Origin of the sequence: Ideonella sp. (assembly GCF_041287625.1) — a bacterium.
Taxonomy (GTDB): Bacteria; Pseudomonadota; Gammaproteobacteria; order Burkholderiales; family Burkholderiaceae_C; genus Ideonella.
The window spans coordinates 15,581-33,617 of record NZ_JBGGNH010000020.1; the positions used below are offsets into that span (position 1 = coordinate 15,581).

Annotated in this window: 16 protein-coding genes; 6 read left to right on the forward strand and 10 right to left on the reverse strand. The window is 69.3% G+C overall.

Going from position 1 to position 18,037, the window contains the following annotated elements:
* Positions 1–31 precede the first annotated feature (31 nt).
* The gene (locus ACAH41_RS07890; RefSeq protein WP_325649808.1) at positions 32–1,927 is read left to right on the forward strand and encodes an ATP-binding protein; all 1,896 of its coding nucleotides are present in this window, start codon (positions 32–34) and stop codon (positions 1,925–1,927) included.
* A 15-nt stretch (positions 1,928–1,942) separates the two neighbouring features.
* On the opposite strand, the gene ACAH41_RS07895 is transcribed toward ACAH41_RS07890, so the two are convergent.
* The 3 genes from ACAH41_RS07895 to ACAH41_RS07905 all read right to left on the reverse strand — a co-directional run bounded on the left by ACAH41_RS07895 (position 1,943) and on the right by ACAH41_RS07905 (position 5,487).
* The gene (locus tag ACAH41_RS07895) at positions 1,943–2,794 is read right to left on the reverse strand and encodes a thymidylate synthase (protein WP_325649810.1); all 852 of its coding nucleotides are present in this window, start codon (positions 2,792–2,794) and stop codon (positions 1,943–1,945) included.
* Positions 2,795–2,855: 61 nt separating this feature from the next.
* Positions 2,856–3,434, reverse strand: a complete 579-nt coding sequence (locus ACAH41_RS07900; protein ID WP_325649888.1) for an OmpA family protein — start codon at positions 3,432–3,434, stop codon at positions 2,856–2,858.
* Positions 3,435–3,681: 247 nt separating this feature from the next.
* The gene (locus ACAH41_RS07905) at positions 3,682–5,487 is read right to left on the reverse strand and encodes an ABC transporter transmembrane domain-containing protein (RefSeq protein WP_325649812.1); all 1,806 of its coding nucleotides are present in this window, start codon (positions 5,485–5,487) and stop codon (positions 3,682–3,684) included.
* Between the two features lie 117 nt (positions 5,488–5,604).
* On the opposite strand from ACAH41_RS07905, the gene ACAH41_RS07910 reads away from it, so the two are divergent.
* The 4 genes from ACAH41_RS07910 to ACAH41_RS07925 all read left to right on the forward strand — a co-directional run bounded on the left by ACAH41_RS07910 (position 5,605) and on the right by ACAH41_RS07925 (position 10,796).
* Positions 5,605–6,216 carry a MarR family winged helix-turn-helix transcriptional regulator gene (locus ACAH41_RS07910; protein ID WP_325649814.1) on the forward strand — a complete coding sequence of 204 codons (612 nt, stop codon included), beginning with the start codon at positions 5,605–5,607 and terminating at the stop codon, positions 6,214–6,216.
* Positions 6,217–6,313: 97 nt separating this feature from the next.
* On the forward strand, positions 6,314–7,801 hold the full coding sequence (locus ACAH41_RS07915) for an efflux transporter outer membrane subunit (RefSeq protein WP_325649889.1): 1,488 nt from the start codon (positions 6,314–6,316) through the stop codon (positions 7,799–7,801).
* 91 nt (positions 7,802–7,892) lie between these two features.
* Positions 7,893–9,155 carry an HlyD family efflux transporter periplasmic adaptor subunit gene (locus tag ACAH41_RS07920; protein ID WP_325649816.1) on the forward strand — a complete coding sequence of 421 codons (1,263 nt, stop codon included), beginning with the start codon at positions 7,893–7,895 and terminating at the stop codon, positions 9,153–9,155.
* Positions 9,156–9,179: 24 nt separating this feature from the next.
* Positions 9,180–10,796 (forward strand): DHA2 family efflux MFS transporter permease subunit, encoded by a 1,617-nt coding sequence (locus tag ACAH41_RS07925; RefSeq protein ID WP_325649818.1) that lies wholly within the window; start codon positions 9,180–9,182, stop codon positions 10,794–10,796.
* A gap of 125 nt (positions 10,797–10,921) precedes the next feature.
* Here the strand turns inward: ACAH41_RS07925 and ACAH41_RS07930 are convergent, their stop codons facing one another.
* The 3 genes from ACAH41_RS07930 to ACAH41_RS07940 are packed head-to-tail and all read right to left on the reverse strand — an operon-like array spanning position 10,922 to position 12,519.
* Positions 10,922–11,116, reverse strand: coding sequence for a hypothetical protein (locus ACAH41_RS07930; RefSeq protein WP_325649820.1), 195 nt, complete (start codon positions 11,114–11,116; stop codon positions 10,922–10,924).
* Positions 11,116–11,646 (reverse strand): hypothetical protein, encoded by a 531-nt coding sequence (locus ACAH41_RS07935; RefSeq protein ID WP_325649822.1) that lies wholly within the window; start codon positions 11,644–11,646, stop codon positions 11,116–11,118. Before ACAH41_RS07935 ends, ACAH41_RS07930 begins: the two co-directional genes overlap by 1 nt.
* Positions 11,647–11,661: 15 nt before the next feature.
* On the reverse strand, positions 11,662–12,519 hold the full coding sequence (locus ACAH41_RS07940; protein WP_325649825.1) for an SPFH domain-containing protein: 858 nt from the start codon (positions 12,517–12,519) through the stop codon (positions 11,662–11,664).
* Between the two features lie 309 nt (positions 12,520–12,828).
* Here ACAH41_RS07940 and ACAH41_RS07945 point away from each other — a divergent pair, with 309 nt between their 5' ends.
* Complete coding sequence (locus ACAH41_RS07945) at positions 12,829–13,617, forward strand: GGDEF domain-containing protein (protein ID WP_370538244.1); 789 nt, start codon at positions 12,829–12,831, stop codon at positions 13,615–13,617.
* Between the two features lie 59 nt (positions 13,618–13,676).
* Here the strand turns inward: ACAH41_RS07945 and ACAH41_RS07950 are convergent, their stop codons facing one another.
* The 4 genes from ACAH41_RS07950 to ACAH41_RS07965 all read right to left on the reverse strand — a co-directional run bounded on the left by ACAH41_RS07950 (position 13,677) and on the right by ACAH41_RS07965 (position 18,024).
* Positions 13,677–14,450: an MBL fold metallo-hydrolase gene (locus ACAH41_RS07950; RefSeq protein ID WP_325649829.1), complete on the reverse strand. Its 774-nt coding sequence runs from the start codon at positions 14,448–14,450 to the stop codon at positions 13,677–13,679.
* A 64-nt stretch (positions 14,451–14,514) separates the two neighbouring features.
* Complete coding sequence (miaA, locus tag ACAH41_RS07955) at positions 14,515–15,465, reverse strand: tRNA (adenosine(37)-N6)-dimethylallyltransferase MiaA (protein ID WP_325649831.1); 951 nt, start codon at positions 15,463–15,465, stop codon at positions 14,515–14,517.
* On the reverse strand, positions 15,462–16,715 hold the full coding sequence (locus ACAH41_RS07960) for a Bcr/CflA family efflux MFS transporter (RefSeq protein WP_325649833.1): 1,254 nt from the start codon (positions 16,713–16,715) through the stop codon (positions 15,462–15,464). The genes miaA and ACAH41_RS07960 overlap by 4 nt, the downstream gene beginning before the upstream one ends.
* The gene (locus ACAH41_RS07965) at positions 16,702–18,024 is read right to left on the reverse strand and encodes a pseudouridine synthase (protein WP_370538245.1); all 1,323 of its coding nucleotides are present in this window, start codon (positions 18,022–18,024) and stop codon (positions 16,702–16,704) included. Before ACAH41_RS07965 ends, ACAH41_RS07960 begins: the two co-directional genes overlap by 14 nt.
* Positions 18,025–18,037 lie beyond the last annotated feature (13 nt).

Genomic DNA, 18,037 nt, shown 5'->3' on the forward strand with positions numbered 1-18,037 from the left:
GGACCATGCGGCCCCTCCTGCCTCTGCCCAGGTGGATGTTGAGCCTGTGGAGGCGATCGCCTCCGGTTCGTTCGCGCGGCGAGGCGGTTGGCTGGCATGGCTGACCGGTCGGTCGGCACCGCCAGCGCCGCTGCGCGCCGTCTGGCAGCTGGAGCAATTGCACCTGGTGTGGTTGCACGCGATGGGCGCCATGGTCATGGCCAATGCCTTTGCGCTGCTGGGGGCCTGGCAGCTGCAGCCGCATGTGCCAGCTGCCTGGTTGTGGGCCTGGGTGGCGCTGAAGCTGGGCGTGGCGCTGGTGCGGCTGGTGATTGCCCTGCGGCTGATCCCGCAGCTGCAACCTCAGCCGGATGCCACCTCGGTGCAAGCCACCGCGCCGGGCCGTGTGTCGCGCTGGCGCCGCTTGACACTGGGCGGCTTGTTGATCGATGGGGCCGTGTGGGGCCTGGCCGGTGCCGGCCTGATGCAGGGCACGCCCGAGGTGACGGCGCTGGTGGTCGCCGGCCTGGCCTGCGTCGCCTGCGTGGCCACCTTCGGGCTGCAAATCAGCCTGGAGGCGACCGCCTGCTACGTGCTGCCCATCCTGCTGCCGACCGCGGCCTCGCTGCTGCTGCGTGGCGACAGGTTGGGCCTGTTCGGGGGCCTGGGCCTGCTGATGCTGGTTGCCGCACAGCTGGCCACCGCGGTGCGCATGCAACGCCGGCTGCTGCAGGCGGTCACGCTGCGCCAGCAGGCCCGGGCGCTGGTGCGTGAGCGGGGCGAGGCGCTGCAGCTTGCGCTGCAGCAAAGCGCGGTGAAGTCCAAGTTCCTTGGCGCCGTCAGCCATGAACTGCGCACGCCGCTGCACGGCATCATGGGCCTGGCGCGGCTGATGCACCTGGACAGCGCGGATGCGCTGGCCCGCCAGCGGATCGAACTCATCGAGTCCTCCGGCCGCCACCTGCTCGGCCTGATCAGCGACCTGCTGGACATGGCCGTGATGGAGGAGGGCCGCTTCGCACTGCGCGAGGAAGTCTTCGACCTGTGTGCCCAGCTGAACCAGGTGACGGGTGTCTACGAAGTGCGGGCGCAGGAGAAAGGGCTGCGGCTGGATGTGGACTGCGAGCTGAGCCCGCCACTGTGGGTGCGTGGCGATCCGGTGCGCTTCCGCCAGGTGCTGCACAACCTGCTGGGCAATGCGGTGAAGTTCACCGCGCAAGGCCATGTGACGCTGCGCGTGCGCCCAGCCGAGGACGACGGCGAAGGCGAGCGCTGGTCGATCGTGGTCGCAGACTCCGGCCCGGGCATTGCCGAGGCGGACCAAGCCCGGGTCTTCGAAGCCTTCGAGCAGGCCGATGCCGGCATGCGGCCACTGGAAGGCACCGGCCTGGGCCTGCGCATTGCACGCGCCATCGCGCAGCGCATGGGCGGGGGGCTGACGCTGGAAAGCCGACCAGGCGAAGGCTGCTGCTTTCGTTTCGTGGCCCGCTTGCCGCGGGTGGCTGAAGCCGCCAGTGCGGCACAGGTGCCTGCGGATGCATTCGCTGGCCAGCGAATGCAGGTGCTGCTGGCCGAGGACGACGACGTCAACGCGATGATCGCGGAGGCTTATCTGCAGCGCCTGGGCGTGGCGGTGGAGCGCGTGCCCAACGGCCGCGAGGCCGTGCGCCGGGCCTTGCGCGACAACCGCCGGCCCGACCTGGTGCTGATGGACTGCCGCATGCCGGTGATGGACGGCTACGAAGCCACGCGCGAGATCCGCCGCCGCGAGGCCGCGCTGGGCCTGGCGCGGCTGCCCATCGTGGCGCTCACCGCGACGGTGACGGCGCTCAGCCGCGCGCAGTGCATGGAGGCCGGCATGGACGACTTCCTCTCGAAGCCGTTCACGCTGGATGACTTGGCGCGGGTGCTGCAGCGGCCATTGCCTGGCGCTGAGCTGGGCGACTGAACCAGTCGAGCCGAATCAGACGGCCACCGGGGCTTTGATGGCCGCGTGGTGCTGGTAATCGACGATCTCGAAATCTTCCAGCGTGTAGTCGAAGATCGAGGCCGGGCGGCGCTTGATCTGCAGCGTGGGGTACGCAAACGGTTCGCGCGCCAGCTGGGTCTGCACCTGCTCGAAGTGGTTGTTGTAGAGGTGGCAGTCGCCGCCGGTCCAGATGAAATCCCCCACGTCGAGGTCACACTGCTGGGCCAGCATGTGGGTCAGCAGCGCGTAGCTGGCGATGTTGAACGGCACGCCGAGGAAGATGTCGGCGCTGCGCTGGTAGAGCTGGCAACTGAGCTTGCCGCGGCCGCCCGGTTCGGTGGCCGGGGCGACGTAGAACTGGAACATCGCGTGGCAGGGCATCAGCGCCATCTTGTCCAGTTCGGCCACGTTCCAGGCACTGACCAGGATGCGGCGCGAATCGGGGTTGGTCTTGAGCTGCTGCACCACTTGCGAGATCTGGTCGATGTGGCCGCCGCCGGGCGTGGGCCAGCTGCGCCACTGCACGCCGTAGACCGGGCCCAGGTCGCCGTCGTCGCGGGCCCATTCGTCCCAGATGGTGCAGCCACGCTCCTGCAGCCACCGCACGTTCGAGTCGCCGCGCAGGAACCACAGCAGCTCGACGATGATGGCCTTGGTGAAGACCTTCTTGGTGGTGACCAGCGGAAAGCCTTCGGAGAGATCGAAGCGCATCTGGTGGCCGAACACGCTGAGCGTACCGGTGCCCGTTCGGTCGCCCTTGGCCACGCCGTGTTCGAACACGTGGCGCATCAGGTCCTCGTACTGGTGACGGACCGGACGTGGGGCGGGCGAGGGCGGGCTGGTCATGTCGGCAGGCGAAAAAAAGCCGGGGCAGGAGCGCCCCGGCCGGGATTGTAGAAGTCGAGAATCAGCCTTGCTTCTCCGCCAGGAAGATTTCCACGCGGCGATTGCGCGCACGGCCGTCATCGGTGCTGTTGTCGGCGATGGGCTGGTGCGAGCCACGGCCGTCGGTGCTGATGCGTCCAGCGGCAACGCCACGGGTGACCAGGTAGTCCTTGACGCTGGCGGCGCGGTCGACCGAGAGCGGGTTGTTGATCGCGTCGCTGCCGGTGGCGTCGGTGTGGCCGACGATTTGCACTTGCATCGCACTGCTGTCCAGGCCGGCCGCGAATTTGTCCAGCACCGGCCGCAGTTCGGGGCGGATGGCCGAACGGCCAACGTCGAAGCTGATGTCGCTGGGCACGTTGACCTGCAGCTGGTTGTCTGCCGTGCGGGTGACCTGCACGCCCGTGCCGGCCGTGGCCTGTTCCATCGCCCGGCGCTTGTCCTCCATGCGCTTGGACCAGACGTTGCCGGCGACCGCGCCGAGCGCGCCACCAATCAGCGCACCCGTGCCGGCCTTGCCGCCAGTGGCCGAACTGATCACCGCACCGCCGATCGCGCCGATGGCAGCACCGCCGGCGGTGCCTTTTTCGCGTTCGCCCATGTTGGCGCAGCCGGTCACGAGGATCGTGGCGCTGAGCAGCGTGATGCCTGCAGCCCGGGTGGTGGCGTTTACCAGCGGCCGGAAGTTGAAGCGTGGGGTGTTGATTTGAGTGTGCATGGAAGACTCCTGTGTGTTCGAGTTGGGATGCGGGCGCCGCAGCCACGCGAGCGCCGTCGCAGCCATTAGGGACCGGAAACGGCGTAAAAGTTCAGCTGCCGCTGTATCGGCGCGTGTCCGCCCGTTCAGCTCAAGCGGCGCGGACCTGCGATTCACCGCCAAATTGCAGCGCCGCCAGCCGTGCATACAGCCCGCCTCTCGCCATCAGCTCGGCATGCTTGCCCTGGTCGACGATGCGGCCCTGGTCCAGTACCACGATGCGGTCGACCTGTTGCACCGTGGCCAGCCGGTGGGCGATGACCAGCGTGGTGCGGTCGGCCATCGCGGCCTGCAGCGCGGCCTGCACCACGCGCTCGCTTTCGGCGTCCAACGCGCTGGTGGCTTCGTCCAGCAGCAGCAGCGGCGGGTTCTTCAGGATCGCGCGGGCAATGCTGATGCGCTGGCGCTGGCCGCCCGACAGGCGTACGCCGCGTTCGCCGAGGAAGCTCTGGTAGCCGCCGGGCAGCGCGAGAATGAAGTCGTGCGCAAAGGCGGCCTTGGCTGCGGCGATGACCTCTTCGTCCGTGGCCGAGGGCCGGCCGTAGCGGATGTTCTCCAGCGCGTTGGCCGAGAAGATCACGCTGTCCTGCGGCACGATGCCGATGCGCTCGCGCAGGTCGTGCAGCCGGGTGCTGCGCACGTCCACGCCGTCCAGCGTGACGGTGCCGGCGTCCACGTCATAAAAGCGCAGCAGCAGTTGGAACAGCGTGGACTTGCCGGCGCCGCTGGGGCCGACCAGCGCCACCGTCTCGCCCGGCTTGATCTGCAGGTTCAGGTCGGCCAGCGCGGCCTGCGCGGGCCGGGAAGGGTAGTGGAAGCGCACGTGGTTCAACGCCACGGCCGAGCCGCCGCGCGTGGCCGGCAGGGCCAGCGGCTGGGCGGGCTCGGCCACGGCGGACTGGGTGGCCAGCAGCTCCATCAGCCGCTCCGTTGCACCGGCGGCGCGCAGCAGGTCGCCATAGACCTCGGACAGCACGGCCACCGAGCTGACCAGCACGATCACGTACAGCACCGTCTGCCCCAGGTGGCCAGCCGACACGTCGCCGCGGATCACTGCCTGCGTGCCCTGGTACAGGCCGAACAGCAGCGCGCCGAAGGTGGCGCTGATGATGAAGGCGATCAGCACCGAGCGCACGCGGGTGCGGCGGCGGGCGGTTTCGAAGGCGGCCTCTGTCGCGCGGTCGAAGCGCGCGGCCTCGCCGGCTTCCTGGGTGTAGCTCTGCACCACCGGAATGGCGTTCAGCACCTCGTTGGCCAGCGCGCTGGCGTCTGCCACGCGGTCCTGGCTGGCGCGCGAGAGTCGGCGCACGCGGCGGCCGAAATACAAGGCCGGGCCGACGATCAGCACCAGCACTGCAAAGACCGGCAGCATCACCCGCACGTTGGTGAAGATCAGCATGCCAAGGGCGCCCAGGCCCATCACGCTGTTGCGCAGCCCCATGCTGAGGCTGGAGCCGACAACGGTCTGGACCAGGGTGGTGTCGGTCGTCAGCCGGCTGATGACCTCGCCGCTGGAAGTCGTCTCGAAAAAACCAGGGCTTTGCAAGACGACGTGGCGATAGACAGCGTTGCGTAAATCGGCGGTGACACGCTCGCCCAGCCAGCTGACCATGTAGAAGCGCAGCGCCGAGAGCACGCCCACCAGCATGCCGACGACGAACAGCGCGAAGAAGTGCTCGCGCAGCTGCATCACGCGCTCGCCGGGGTCGGCCGCTACCAGGCCGTGGTCGATCAGTGAACGCAGTGCCACGGGCATCACCAGCGTGGCGGCGGCCGCCGCGACCAGCGAGACCAGGGCCAGCGCGATGCGCCAGCGGTACGGGCGCAGGAAGGGCAGCAGTCCGCTCAACGAACGGGGGCTGCGGGCGGGCGGGCGGTCTGGGGTGGACTGGCTCATGGCGCCGAGTGTAGGCAGCGCCTCGTGACGCAGCGCCGCTGAGACAAAACCTTGCAAAACGCAAGCCTATTCAATCATCGCCTGAGCAATACTTGCTTGAGCAAATATAGTTCAGGCATGAAATCGACCCAGGACCCTTCCGTTGCCGCTGCTGCTGCCCCTGACCGGGCGGAAGACGCGTCGCCGGCCATCGCCTTCTACGTGCCCGGCCAGTACAAGTCCGAGCACAGCGTGGGTTACCTGATGCGCCTGGTGTTGAACTCGGTGATGGCCCGGGTCGACAGCCGCCTGTCGGCGCTGGACATGACGCATGCCCAATGGCTGCCGCTCTACAAGCTGGTGGCCTGCGAAGACCACACCATGGCCAGCCTGGCGCGCGAACTGGGCACCGACCCGGGCGCGATGACGCGCTCGCTGGACCGGCTGGAAGCCAAGGGACTGCTGCGCCGCGAGCGCTCGACCGAAGACCGCCGCGTGGTGCACCTGGTGCCGACCGAAGAAGGCCGGGCGGCGGCGGCCCTGGTGCCACCGGTGCTGTGCGACGAAATGAACCGACACCTGGCCGGTTTCTCCGAAGCCGAATTCCAGCAACTGCAGCAATTCATGCGGCGAATGATCGCCAACGGCGAAGCACTCAAACCGGGCTGCTGCGGCAATGTCGGCGCAGCCATCGTCGCCGGCGCGGTTCTGGCCGGCACCACGCCCTCTGCTGCAGATGGCAGCGGCTGAAACTTCAAGAACAAGGAGCCTGCACATGGCCCACTTTCCCCTGCTGCCGCGCCGCGGCAATGCCTCCAGAACCCATCTCCTGTCGTCCCTGTTGCCCATGTCCCTTCACAGCCTCACGAACCTGGCCCGCGCCTTCGGTCCTGCCAGCCTGACCACCGCTGTCGCGCTGGTTTCGGCCGCGGTGCTGCTGACCGGCTGCGCCACCCCCGGCCCCGATCACGCCCCGCTGGCGCAGACCGAACCCGCCGTGCTCGGCCTGACCCAGCAGGCCACGCCAGAAACCGCCGCGCTGAACTGGTCGGTGCTGGGCGATGCGCGCCTGAGCAGCCTGATCGAGCAGTCGCTGCAGGCCCATCCCAGCCTGGCCGTGGCGCGTGCCCGCGTCGAGCGGGCCGCAGCGCTTGCCCAGTTGAACGAAGCCGCGAATGGCCCGCAAGCCTCGCTGAGCAGCGACGTGACCCGCCAGCGCTTCAGTGCCAACGGCATCTACCCGGCGCCGCTGGGCGGCGGCACCTGGAACATCGCCAACCTGCAGGCCGGTGCCAGCTGGTCGCCGGACTTTTTCGGCAAGCACGCCGCCGAGCTGGCCGCCGCGCTGGGCCAGGCCAAGGCCGCACAGGCAGATGCGGCCGCTGCTGCGACGGGCCTGTCGGCGCAAGTGGCGCGCGGCTACGTGGCGCTGGCCCGGCTGCTGGCGCAGCGCGAAGTGGCAGAGCGCACGCTGGCCCAGCGTGAAGAGCTGCAGAAGCTGACCCGCCAGCGCGTGGACGCCGGGCTGGACACCAAGGTCGAGCAGGTGCAGGCCGAAGGCGCGCTGCCGGACACGCGGGTGCAGATCGAATCCCTGAACGAGCAGATCATGCTGGCCCGCCATCAGCTCGCCGTGCTGGCCGGCCTGGCGCCGCAAGCGCTGGACGCGCTCAGCCCGAAGCTGGACGCGATGGCGCTGGCCCAGCTGCCCACGGTGCTCGGTGCCGACCTGCTGGGCCGCCGGCCGGACGTGGTCGCGGCGCGGCTGCGCGTCGAAGCGGCAGGCCAGGACGTGAAGGTTGCCCGCACCGACTTCTACCCGGACATCAACCTGACTGCCTTCATCGGCTTCAACTCGCTGGGCCTGGACCAGCTGTTCGAAGCCGGCAGCCGCCAGTACGGTGTGCAGCCGGCGCTGCGACTGCCTTTGTTCGACGGTGGCAGGCTGCGTGCACAGCTCGGCGCCAAGCAGGCCGACCTGGACGCCTCGATCGCGCAGTACAACGGCGCGCTGCTGGACGCCGTGCGCGAAGCGGCCGATGCGATGGGCTCGCTCGCCTCTCTGAACCGCCAGCAGGCCGAGCAGAATTCGGCGCTGCAGAGCGCAGAGAAGGCCTACGACCTTGCTCGCCAGCGCCATGCCGCGGGCCTTGGCAACTACCTCATCGTGCTGAACGCGGAAAGCCAGCTGCTGGTGCAGCGCCGCGCTGCGGTGGACCTGCAGGCCCGCCAGCTCGACAGCCGCGTGTCGCTGGTCAAGGCGCTGGGCGGTGGCTGGGCCGAACAGCCCCAGGCCGTGGCGCAGGCCGCCACCGGCAAGCCGGGCGCGCCGTGATCCGGCGCCGCGTTGGCCACCTTCCACACCTCTTCCGATTGCAGATGCAAACCGGGTTCCACCAGAACCCGACCCACTTCGAAAGCTTGCCATGAGCGACAACAACAACGCTGAACCCAACAACGCCCGCCGTCGCGGCCTGACCGTGATTGCCGCCGTCGTCGTGCTGGCCGGTGCCGGCTGGGGCGTGTACCACTGGATGAACGGCCGCTACCTGCAGAACACCGACAACGCCTATGTCGCTGGCAACGTGGTGCAGATCACGCCGCAAGTCGGCGGCACCGTGGTCGCCATCCTGGCCGACGAAACCGACTTCGTGCGTGCCGGCCAGCCGCTGGTGAAGCTCGACACCACCGACGCCCGCGTGGCGCTGGAACAGGCCGAAGCCCAGCTGTCCAAGGCGATTCGCGACACCCGCGGCCTGTTCGCTGGCAACGGCGCGCTGTCGGCCCAGATCGCGCTGCGCGAAGCCGACCTGGCGCGCGTGCAGAGCGACCTGGCCAAGGCGCAGGACGATGTGAACCGGCGCGCTGCGCTGGTCGCCTCGGGCGCGGTCGGCAAGGAAGAGTTCCAGCATGCCAACAACCAACTGGTCAGCGCCAAGAGCGCAGTGTCGGCAGCCCAGTCGGCCGTGCTTGCGGCGCGGGAGCAGCTGACGACCAACCAGGTGCAGACCGATGGCACCAGCGTCGAGCAGCATCCTGCCGTGCAGACCGCGGCGGCCAGGGTCCGCGAGGCCTACCTGACGCTGCGCCGCGCCGAACTGCCGGCGCCGATGGACGGTACCGTGGCCAAGCGTGCGGTGCAGATCGGCCAGCGGGTGCAGGCCGGTGCGCCGCTGATGACGGTGGTCTCGCTGAACCAGTTGTGGGTGGACGCGAACTTCAAGGAAAGCCAGCTGCAGAACCTGCGCATCGGCCAGCCGGCCGAGCTGGAAGCCGATGTCTATGGCAAGAAGGTCGTCTACCACGGCAAGGTCTCGGGGCTCGGAGCAGGCACCGGCGCGGCCTTCTCGCTGCTGCCGGCGCAAAACGCCACCGGCAACTGGATCAAGGTGGTGCAGCGGGTGCCGGTGCGCATTGCGCTTGACCCGGCCGAGCTGCGCGCCAACCCGCTGCGCGTGGGCCTGTCGATGGACGTCACGGTGAATGCCGAGGACCAGAGCGGCAAGGCCCTGGCCGATGTGCCGCGCGGCGACGCGGTGGCCCAGACGGGGGTCTATGAGACGCTGGAAAAGGATGCCGACCAGCGCGTGCAGCAACTGCTCGCCAGCAGCCTGGGCCGCCGCGGCCACGAGCCGGTGGCCGGCGCAGCCGCCGGCCAGCTGGCCGCCAGTGTCACCACGGTCCGCTGATCGCTCCTCTGAAAGGCTGTTGCCATGAGTGCTGATTCTTCAGCGCAGCCGGGCGGCGCTGCGCCTGTTGCCGCGCCGCCGGCCAGTGCCGCGCCGGCAGGCTACACGCCGTTGCACGGCCTGCCCTTGCTGCTGGGCACGATCTCGCTGTCGCTGGCCACGTTCATGAACGTGCTGGATTCGTCGATCGCCAACGTGTCCATTCCGGCGATTGCCGGCGACGTGGGCGTGAGCCCCAACCAGGGCACCTGGGTCATCACCAGCTTTGGCGTGGCCAATGCGATTTCGGTGCCGCTGACCGGCTGGCTCACGCAGCGCTTTGGCGCGGTGAAGCTGTTCACGATGAGCGTGCTGCTGTTCGTGCTGACCAGCTGGCTGTGCGGCTTCGCCACCTCGCTGGAAATGCTGGTGGTCTGCCGCGTGGCCCAGGGCCTGGTGGCGGGCCCGATGATCCCGCTGTCGCAAACCCTGCTGCTGTCCAGCTACCCGCGGGCCAAGGCTGGCATGGCCTTGGCGTTGTGGGGCGTGACGACATTGGTCGCGCCGGTGGTCGGCCCGCTGCTGGGCGGCTGGATCACCGACAACGTCTCCTGGCCGTGGATCTTCTACATCAACGTGCCGGTCGGCCTGCTGGCCGCGGGCATCACCTGGTGGATCTACCGCGAACGTGAAACCACGATCCGAAAGCTGCCGATCGACACCGTCGGCCTGACGCTGCTGGTGCTGTGGGTGGGATCGCTGCAGCTGATGCTGGACAAGGGCAAGGAGCTGGACTGGTTCGCTTCGAACCAGATCGTGATCCTGGCGCTGGTGGCGGGCATCTCGTTCGCCGTCTTCGTGGTGTGGGAGCTGACCGAAAAGCACCCTGTCGTCGACCTGCGGTTGTTCATGGGCCGCAACTTCGCGTTTGGCGCGCTGGCGCTGTCGGTCGCCTACGGCCTGTTCTTCGGCAACGTGGTGCTGATGCCGCTGTGGCTGCAGCAGTGGATGGGCTACACGGCCACCAGTGCCGGACTGGCGCTGGCACCGGTGGGTTTGTTCGCCATCCTGCTGACACCGCTGGTGGGCAAGAAGGTGGCCGAATGGGACCCGCGGCGCATGGCCACCGGCGCCTTCATCGTCTTCGCGCTGGTGCTGTGGATGCGCTCGCAGTTCACGCCGCAGACCGACTTCGTGCAGATCCTGATCCCCACGGTGATCCAGGGGGCGGCGATGGCGTTTTTCTTCATCCCGCTGACGACGCTGACGTTGTCCGGTCTGCCGCCAGAGCGCATTCCGGCGGCCGCGGGCCTGAGCAACTTCGTGCGCATCACAGCCGGTGCGATGGGCACCTCGATCGCCACCACGCTGTGGGAAAGCCGCGCGGCGCTGCACCACGCGCACCTGACCGAGCCGATGACCGGCCACGGCGATGCCCTGAGCGGCGCGTTGACCGGCTTGAACCAGGCCGGCCTCAGCACCGAGCAGGCGCTGGTCCAGATCAACCGCCTGATCGACGTGCAGGCCTTCACCCGTGCGGCCGACGACATCTTCATCGGCTCGGCGCTGCTGTTCGTGCTGCTGATCGGCCTGATCTGGCTGACCAAGCGTCCGGCAGCGCACGCGGGCGGCGCACCCGCCGATGCAGGCGGAGCGCATTGATGGAGCACCCGGTGCCGCGCGTACGCAGCACCACCCGCCGAGCGGGTTGAGCCGCCGCCTTGGGACGGCCCGGCGGTGGCGGCTCTGCGTCGCGCGAGGTGATCGACCAAAGCGGCCGGCGAGGTTCATTCATCGCCGGCCGCTTCTTCTTTGGCGTTGCCCGCGGCAGGCAGGCGCCCACGCCGGGCCAGCGCTTCGCGCAGCAGGTATTCGACCTGCGCATTCGCGCTGCGCAACTCCTGCGCCGCGAGCCGCTCGATCTCGGCCCACAGCGCGGGGTCGATGCGCAGCGGGTAGCTCTTCTTGCCGGGACTGGCCATCAGCGGCCCGTCCCCGGCCTGTCGCCCAAGCGGGGTGCCAACAGGTTGACGAGGGCCGCCGGGTCGCTGCAGCCAATGCGGATGGTGCGCCCATCGCGCAGCGTCAGCTGCACCGCCTGCAGGCCGCGCAGGTTGTAGAGCATGCCGTCGCGTGTCGCGCGAATGCCCCAGCCTTCGGTCCAGCGGCTGCGGGCTGGCGCCACGTGCGCGATGTCGGCCAGCAGCACCTGGCCGCGGGGCCAGCCCAGCCAGCCGAAGGACCAGCGCAAGCGTGTGGCGTCCAGCGAGACGCTGAAGCGGCCGAAGCTCAGCAGCAGGCCAGCCTGCACCGCGACGATGAGTGCATAGACCGGCAGCGTGTCGTGCCACTGCCCGCCGCTGCGCAGGTCCGCCTGGATCGCCAGCGGCAGGCCCAGGCCCAGCGCGAGCAGCAGGCCCAGCAGCGGCAGGCTGGCGTACTGGCGTTGGAGGTAGATCTCGTCGAGCGGCGAGCTGGACGGCGAAGCGGTGTCTTGCAAGCGGTGGGACATGGCTGGCCTTGCACGTCAGTTGTACAGCGTGCCGGTGTTGATGATGGGCTGGGTGTCCTTGTCGGCACACAGCACCACCAGCAGGTTGCTGACCATTGCCGCCTTGCGTTCGTCGTCCAGCACCACGATGCCGCGCTCGGACAGGCCGCGCAGTGCCGCTTCGACCATGCTGACCGCGCCCAGCACGATCTGCGTGCGCGCGCCGACGATGGCCTCGGCCTGCTGGCGGCGCAGCATCACCTGGGCGATTTCCGGCGCGTAGGCCAGGTGCGTCAGCTTGGCGTCCAGCGCCTCCACGCCTGCCGCGGCAAAGCGTGCCTGCAGTTCGGTCCGCAGGGCATGTGCCACCTCGTCGATGCTGCCGCGCAGCGTCGTCTCGGCGGCTGCGGCCTGGGTGGCCAGGCTGTCGGTCGGGTCGTTGGTGTGGTCGTAGGCGTATTGCGAGGCGAGGTGGCGCAGTGCGGTCTCGGCCTGCACCTTCACGTACAGCTCGAAATCATCGACCTCGAACACCGCCTGCGCGGTGTCGCGCACCCGCCAGACCACGGCCGCACCAATCTCCACCGGGTTGCCGCGCTTGTCGTTGACCTTCAGCGTTGGCGCATTGAAGTTGCGTGCGCGCAGTGACACGCTGCGGCCGGCGAACAGCGGGTTGGCCCAGCGCAGGCCTTCGGCCCGATCGGTGCCGCGGTACTGGCCGAACAGCGTCAGGATGCGCGCGGTGTTGGGCTGGAGCATGTACAGGCCGGCCAGCGTGATGACCCCACTGAGCACCAGCACCACACCCGCCAGGATGCTGGCGACCAGCGGCAGCACCTGCAGCACCAGCGACAGCGCGCCGGCCAGGATCAGCGCCAGCGCGGCGATGATCATCGCGTAGCCGTTGAGCGAATGGAACGGCTTTTCCGTGCGGGCGGGGTCTGCATGAGGTCTCCTCGGTGGCCTATGGCCAGAAATCAAAGTGATATCACTTTAATCTCATATCGCCTGGCCGGTCAAGCGCATGCGCTCGGGCCGGTGAGGCCGGCACCTGCACCGCCTTGCATCTGAGTGAAATTCCCGGTTGCTTTACCCAATTCCGCACGTTGTCAACGCTGAAGGAAACGCACATCGCGGCCGAAATGTGTTGGAATCTTTACTGACATTTTTTGTCCTTCTGGCATGGCCTCAACCGACCTCGACATGGATTGGGCACACCGGCTCTCACGCGCCGTGACCCGCATGGGCTTGCGCTCCGCCTGGCTGTTTCAGCTCGGCGTGGCCTTGTGTGTGGGCGCGTTTGTCGCGGCCGTGCTGATGTGGATGGACCACGCTTCGTGGCCCGCCGCGCTGGCTGGTGCCGCGATCGCGCTGGTGCCCGCGCTGCTGACCGGCGGCGTGGCGCTGAACCTGGCCAGCGCGCTGGCCCAGTCTACCCAGCAGCGGCAAATGCTGTGCGTGGACGATGAGCTGACCGGCGTCAGCAACCGCCGCCAGTTCCTGCGCCTGGCCGACCGCGAATGGGCCCGCTGCCGCCGCTACGGCGACGACGGCGCGCTGCTGCTGATCGACACCGACCATCTGCGGCGCATCAACGACAACCTTGGCCAGCGCTGTGGCGATGCCATCCTGCTCGAAGTGACTCGCCGCGTCAGCGCCACGCTGCGCCAGTCTGACGTGCTGGCCCGCTTCGGCGGCGCCGAACTGGCCGTCTTCCTGCCGCACACCGACCCGCTGGGTGCGCTGGACGCAGCCGAGCGCATTCGCCAGCAGGTGGCTGCCACCCCGTTCCGCTGGGACAAGGCGCATGTGGTGGCCACCGTCAGCGTGGGTGTGGCCCATGTGCACGCCGGTCAGCTGGCGCTGGACGGGCTGATCCAGGAAGCCGAAGCTGCGCTGCGCACTGCCAAGGACGCCGGCCGCAACTGCGTGCGCGCCGCGCCCATCCTGCCGCGCCAGAGCGACCCGTCGCGCTCGGTCGCGCCGTCCTGATCGCGCGTTGACACCCCACGACAAAGCGGCCTGCGGGCCGCTTTGTCATTTCTGCTTGCCTACGCAGGGACCTGGTAGTGACGCGGCCCCATCAGGTCGATGCCGCACTGCAGCTCGCGCACCCAGGCAATGAATTCGCCGATGGCCGGGCCGGTCAGCGGCGCACCGTGTTGCGGCACCAGCATCTGGATGTCCAGCGTGCTGACCATGTCGGCCCAAAGCCTGAGGACTTTGTTCGAGACCATGTAGCGGCGGTGAAAGGCCTCCATGCGTGGCAGCAGCGTGGCCAGCGACGAGACGGGCGTCCTCGCGATCTCGCCACTCACCATCGAAACGCCCAGGTCGCCCGAGAACAGGATCTTGCTGATCGGGTCATAGAACTGGAAATTGCCCTCGGCGTGCAGGAAGTGCGCCGGCAGCGCGACCAAGTCATGGCTGCCAATGCGGATGCGCATGCCAGGGTCCGGAATGCCGACGATGCGGCCCACCGTCTTGCCGGGCTTGCAGAAGTGCGGAATGAAGCGTTCCCAGACGGTGGACACGTAGATCTTGGCGTTGGGCGTGGAGGTGGTCCAGCGGTCCAGCGATGCGACGATGTCCGGGTCGGCATGGGAGGCCAGGATGGCCGAGAGCTTGTGCGGCGGGAAATGCCGCGTCATCGTCAGATACAGCTCGGAGTAGGCCAGGTTGCCCCCCGGATCGATGATGGCGCCCGTGCCGTCGTCGACGATGAGGAACTGGTTGGACTGAACCGCCTCTCCGCCGGATTCGTCGGCCAGGTCGGAAAACATCAGGCACTGGTGGCCCGGCGATTGGTGGAGGATGACGGGCATCCCACCATCCTAGGTTCGCGCCTGCTGCCGGTGTTTGACGCGACGCAAGCGGGACGCTGTTGCATCAGCCCGGCATGGCCTGCAGCACCAGGCTGCGCACCTGCGCCACCGCATCGCCTTCGTCGCAGGCCACCACTTGCCGGGTCATGCTGCGCAGCCACGTCAGCTGGCGTTTGGCCAACTGGCGCGTCGCGGCCACGCCGCGGGCCATCAGGTCGTCGTGCAAGGCCCGGCCGGCCAGCCCGGCGTCCAGCGCCTGCCAGGCCTGGCGGTAGCCCACGCAGCGGATGGACGGCAGGCCGGGATGCAGGTCGCCACGCGCGCGCAGCGCCTGCACCTCCGCCAGGAAACCCTGTGCCAGCATGGCCTCGAAACGCTGCGCAATGCGCGCATGCAGCCAGGCGCGCGAGACGGGTTCCAGTGCGATCAACAGGTGCCTCGCCGGTGCTGCGGGGGTGTCGGCGCGCGAGTGGAAGCTGGACAGTGGCTGGCCGGTCAGGTGCCAGACCTCCAGCGCGCGCTGCACGCGCTGCGCGTCGCCTGGCGCCAGCCGCGCCGCGCTCACCGGGTCTACCTTGGCCAGCCTGGCATGCATGGCCGGCCAGCCCAGGCGGGCGGCTTCGGCGTCCAGCTCGGCGCGCAGCGCGGCGTCGCCCTGCGGCAACTCGTCCAGGCCGTCCACCAGGGCCTTGAAGTACAGCATGGTGCCGCCGACCAGCAGCGGCAGCCGGCCCCGGGCCCGGATCTCGGCGATCAGCGTTTGCGCATCGCGCGCGAACTGCGCGGCTGAGTAGGCCTGCTCGGGCTCGATGATGTCGATCAGGTGGTGCGGCACCAGCGCCTGCTCGGCGGCGCTGGGCTTGGCGGTGCCGATGTCCATGCCGCGGTAGACCAGCGCCGAGTCGACGCTGATGATCTCGACCGGCAGCGCCTGTGCCAGCGCCAGCGCCGCCGCGGTCTTGCCCGAGGCGGTCGGCCCGGCCAGGCCGATCCAGTCCGGCGCGTTCTGTTTCATGCGGCGGCGGTGTGCCGGGGCTCGCCATGCCTGCGCACCAGCGTGAACGCCACGCCGATGACCGCCAGCGAAGCCAGCGCCAAACCGACCGCCAGTGGTGCCAGCTGGCCATTCATCGTGCGGCCCATGCCCAGGCCGATGGCAAACGCCACCAGCGCCAGGATGCAGCCGGACCAGGCCGAGGCGAGACCGGCGGCTTGCGGAAACGCGCCGACCGCGCCGGCCTGGCCACAAGGCTGGTGAATGCCATGGCCGAACACATACAGCCAATGCGCCACCAGCACGCCGGCCAGCGGCGGCTGCGTCAGGCTGGCGCAGGCCAGCATCAGCAGCCCGCCAGCGAACGACATCACGCCGCCGATGCGCACCGCACCCGCCAGCCCGCGCCGCGGCACCAGCCGCCGGCAGGCCAGCGTGCCCAGCATGTACGAGCCGGAGGCCGAGGCCATTACCAGCCCGTAGGCCCAGGGCGCCAGGCCGAGTGCGCCAATGTAGACAAACGGCGAGCCGGCCAGCAGCACGATCAGCCCGCCATAGGTGGCCGAGATCAGCGCGGTCCAGGCACGGAAACCGGGATGCCGCAGCACCTCGGCCGTGGTGCGCGCCAGCGGTCCGGCGTTGAGCGCCTGCAGGTTGCGCCTGGGCAGGCTTTCCGGCAGCGTGCGCCAGACGAACAGCAGTGTCAGCGCGCCGCCCAGCGCCACCGCGGCCATGGCCGCGCGCCAGCCCAGGCTGGCTGCCAGCACGCCGCCCAGCACCGGGCCCAGCATCGCGATGACACCCAGGCCGAACAGGCCGCGGGACATGACCTGCGCGCCTTCGAAAGGTTCGTACAGGTCACGCACCATGGCTCGGGCGCAAACGACCGAAGCCGCCATGCCCACGCCTTGCACCGCGCGCAGCAGGATCAGCGTCGCCATGTCCGGCGCCAGCGCCACGCCCACGCCGGCCAGCGCATGAAGGCCCAGTCCGCCCAGCAGCACCGGGCGGCGGCCGAAGCGGTCCGACAGCGGGCCCATCAGCAATTGCGCCAGCCCGAAGCTGAGCAGCAGCGCGGACATCGTCAGCTGCGCTGCCGCCATGCCGGCGCCCAGTTCGTGGCGCAGCAAGGGCAGCGCCGGCAGGTACAGGTCGGTCGTGAGAGGTTGCAGGCCCAGCAGCAGCGACAGTGCCAGCGCAACCTGTGCTTCGGTCAGGCGCGGTGCCGGCACCGCAGCGGGCAATGCAGTGCTGGCGTCAGAACCGCTCATCTTCGCGCAGGTAGCGCCACTGGCCCGCGGGCAGCTTGCCCAGCACCACGCTGCCGATGCGCACGCGCTTGAGCCCCGTCACCTTCAGGCCGACCAGTTCGCACATGCGGCGGATCTGGCGTTTGCGGCCCTCGCGCAGCACGAAGCGCAGCTGGTCCTCGTTGGCCCAGCTGACCTTGGCCGGCTTCAGCTCGACATCGTCCAGCCACAGGCCATGGTTGAGCTTCTCCAGGTTTTCCGGTGGGAACGGGCCTTCGCCCATCGGTTCGACCCGCACCAGGTATTCCTTCTCGACCAGCGAATGCTCGCCGATCAAGTGCTTGGCTACCCGGCCGTCCTGGGTCAGCACCAAGAGGCCGGTGGAGTCGATGTCCAGCCGGCCGGCGGGCGCCAGGCCACGCGCGTGGCCGGCATGGAAGGGCTTTTGCGTCGGGTCTTCTTCCCAGTGGTTGGCGGCGGTCACCAGCACAACGGCCGGCTCATAGCCGTCTTCGGCCTGGCCGCTGACGTAGCCGATCGGCTTGTTGATCAGCACCGTGATGCGCTTGGCCTGCTGGGTGTGCGCGGCCGGGTCGATCTCGATGCGGGCGTTGGGCTTGACGCGCTGGCCGAGCACGGCCATTTCGCCGTCCACCTTGACCCAGCCGGTGTCGATCCAGTCGTCCGCCTCACGCCGCGAGGCCAGGCCTCGGTCGGACAGCACCTTGGACAGGCGCACGCCTTCGGCCGGGTCGCGCGGCGGCGTGGCGCCGGGGTAGACCTTGGCTTTGGACGGGGCGGCCTTGACGGCGCGCGGGCCGCGGTTGGCCGGGTCCTGGCGCGGGTAGGCCGGGCCGGCGTCGCGCGGCTGCGGGCGTGCAGGGCCGTCGGGCCGGGCAGAACTGACGTTGCGGCGCTGGTCGTTGCGGGCCAGGCCAGGATCGGCGGCAGGCGCGCGTTCGCGTGGCCGGTCGAACGATGGCACGGGGCGTGCGTCGCCACGCGGCGCTTGGCGGTCTTCCCAGCGAGGCGCTGGACGATCATCGTTGCGCGGACCCTGGCGCGGCTCACCGCGCGCGTCCGGCCGACGCTCGCCCCGAGCCTCGGGACGTGCATCGCGGCGCGGTTCGTTGCGGTAGTCACCACGTGGTTCGGGGCGGCCGTCGCCCCGCGCGTCTTGCCGCGGTGCGTACGTCACCGTGGGTTTGGGCGCGGCGGGCTTGCCGTCCTCGGCGGGTGCCGGCGCAGCCTTGGGTGCGGCGGGCGAACCGGTGGCTGTGCGGGTCAGCGGGCGTTTCGGGGTGCGTTGGATGTCGCGGTCTGAGCGCATGTTGGGATCCAGT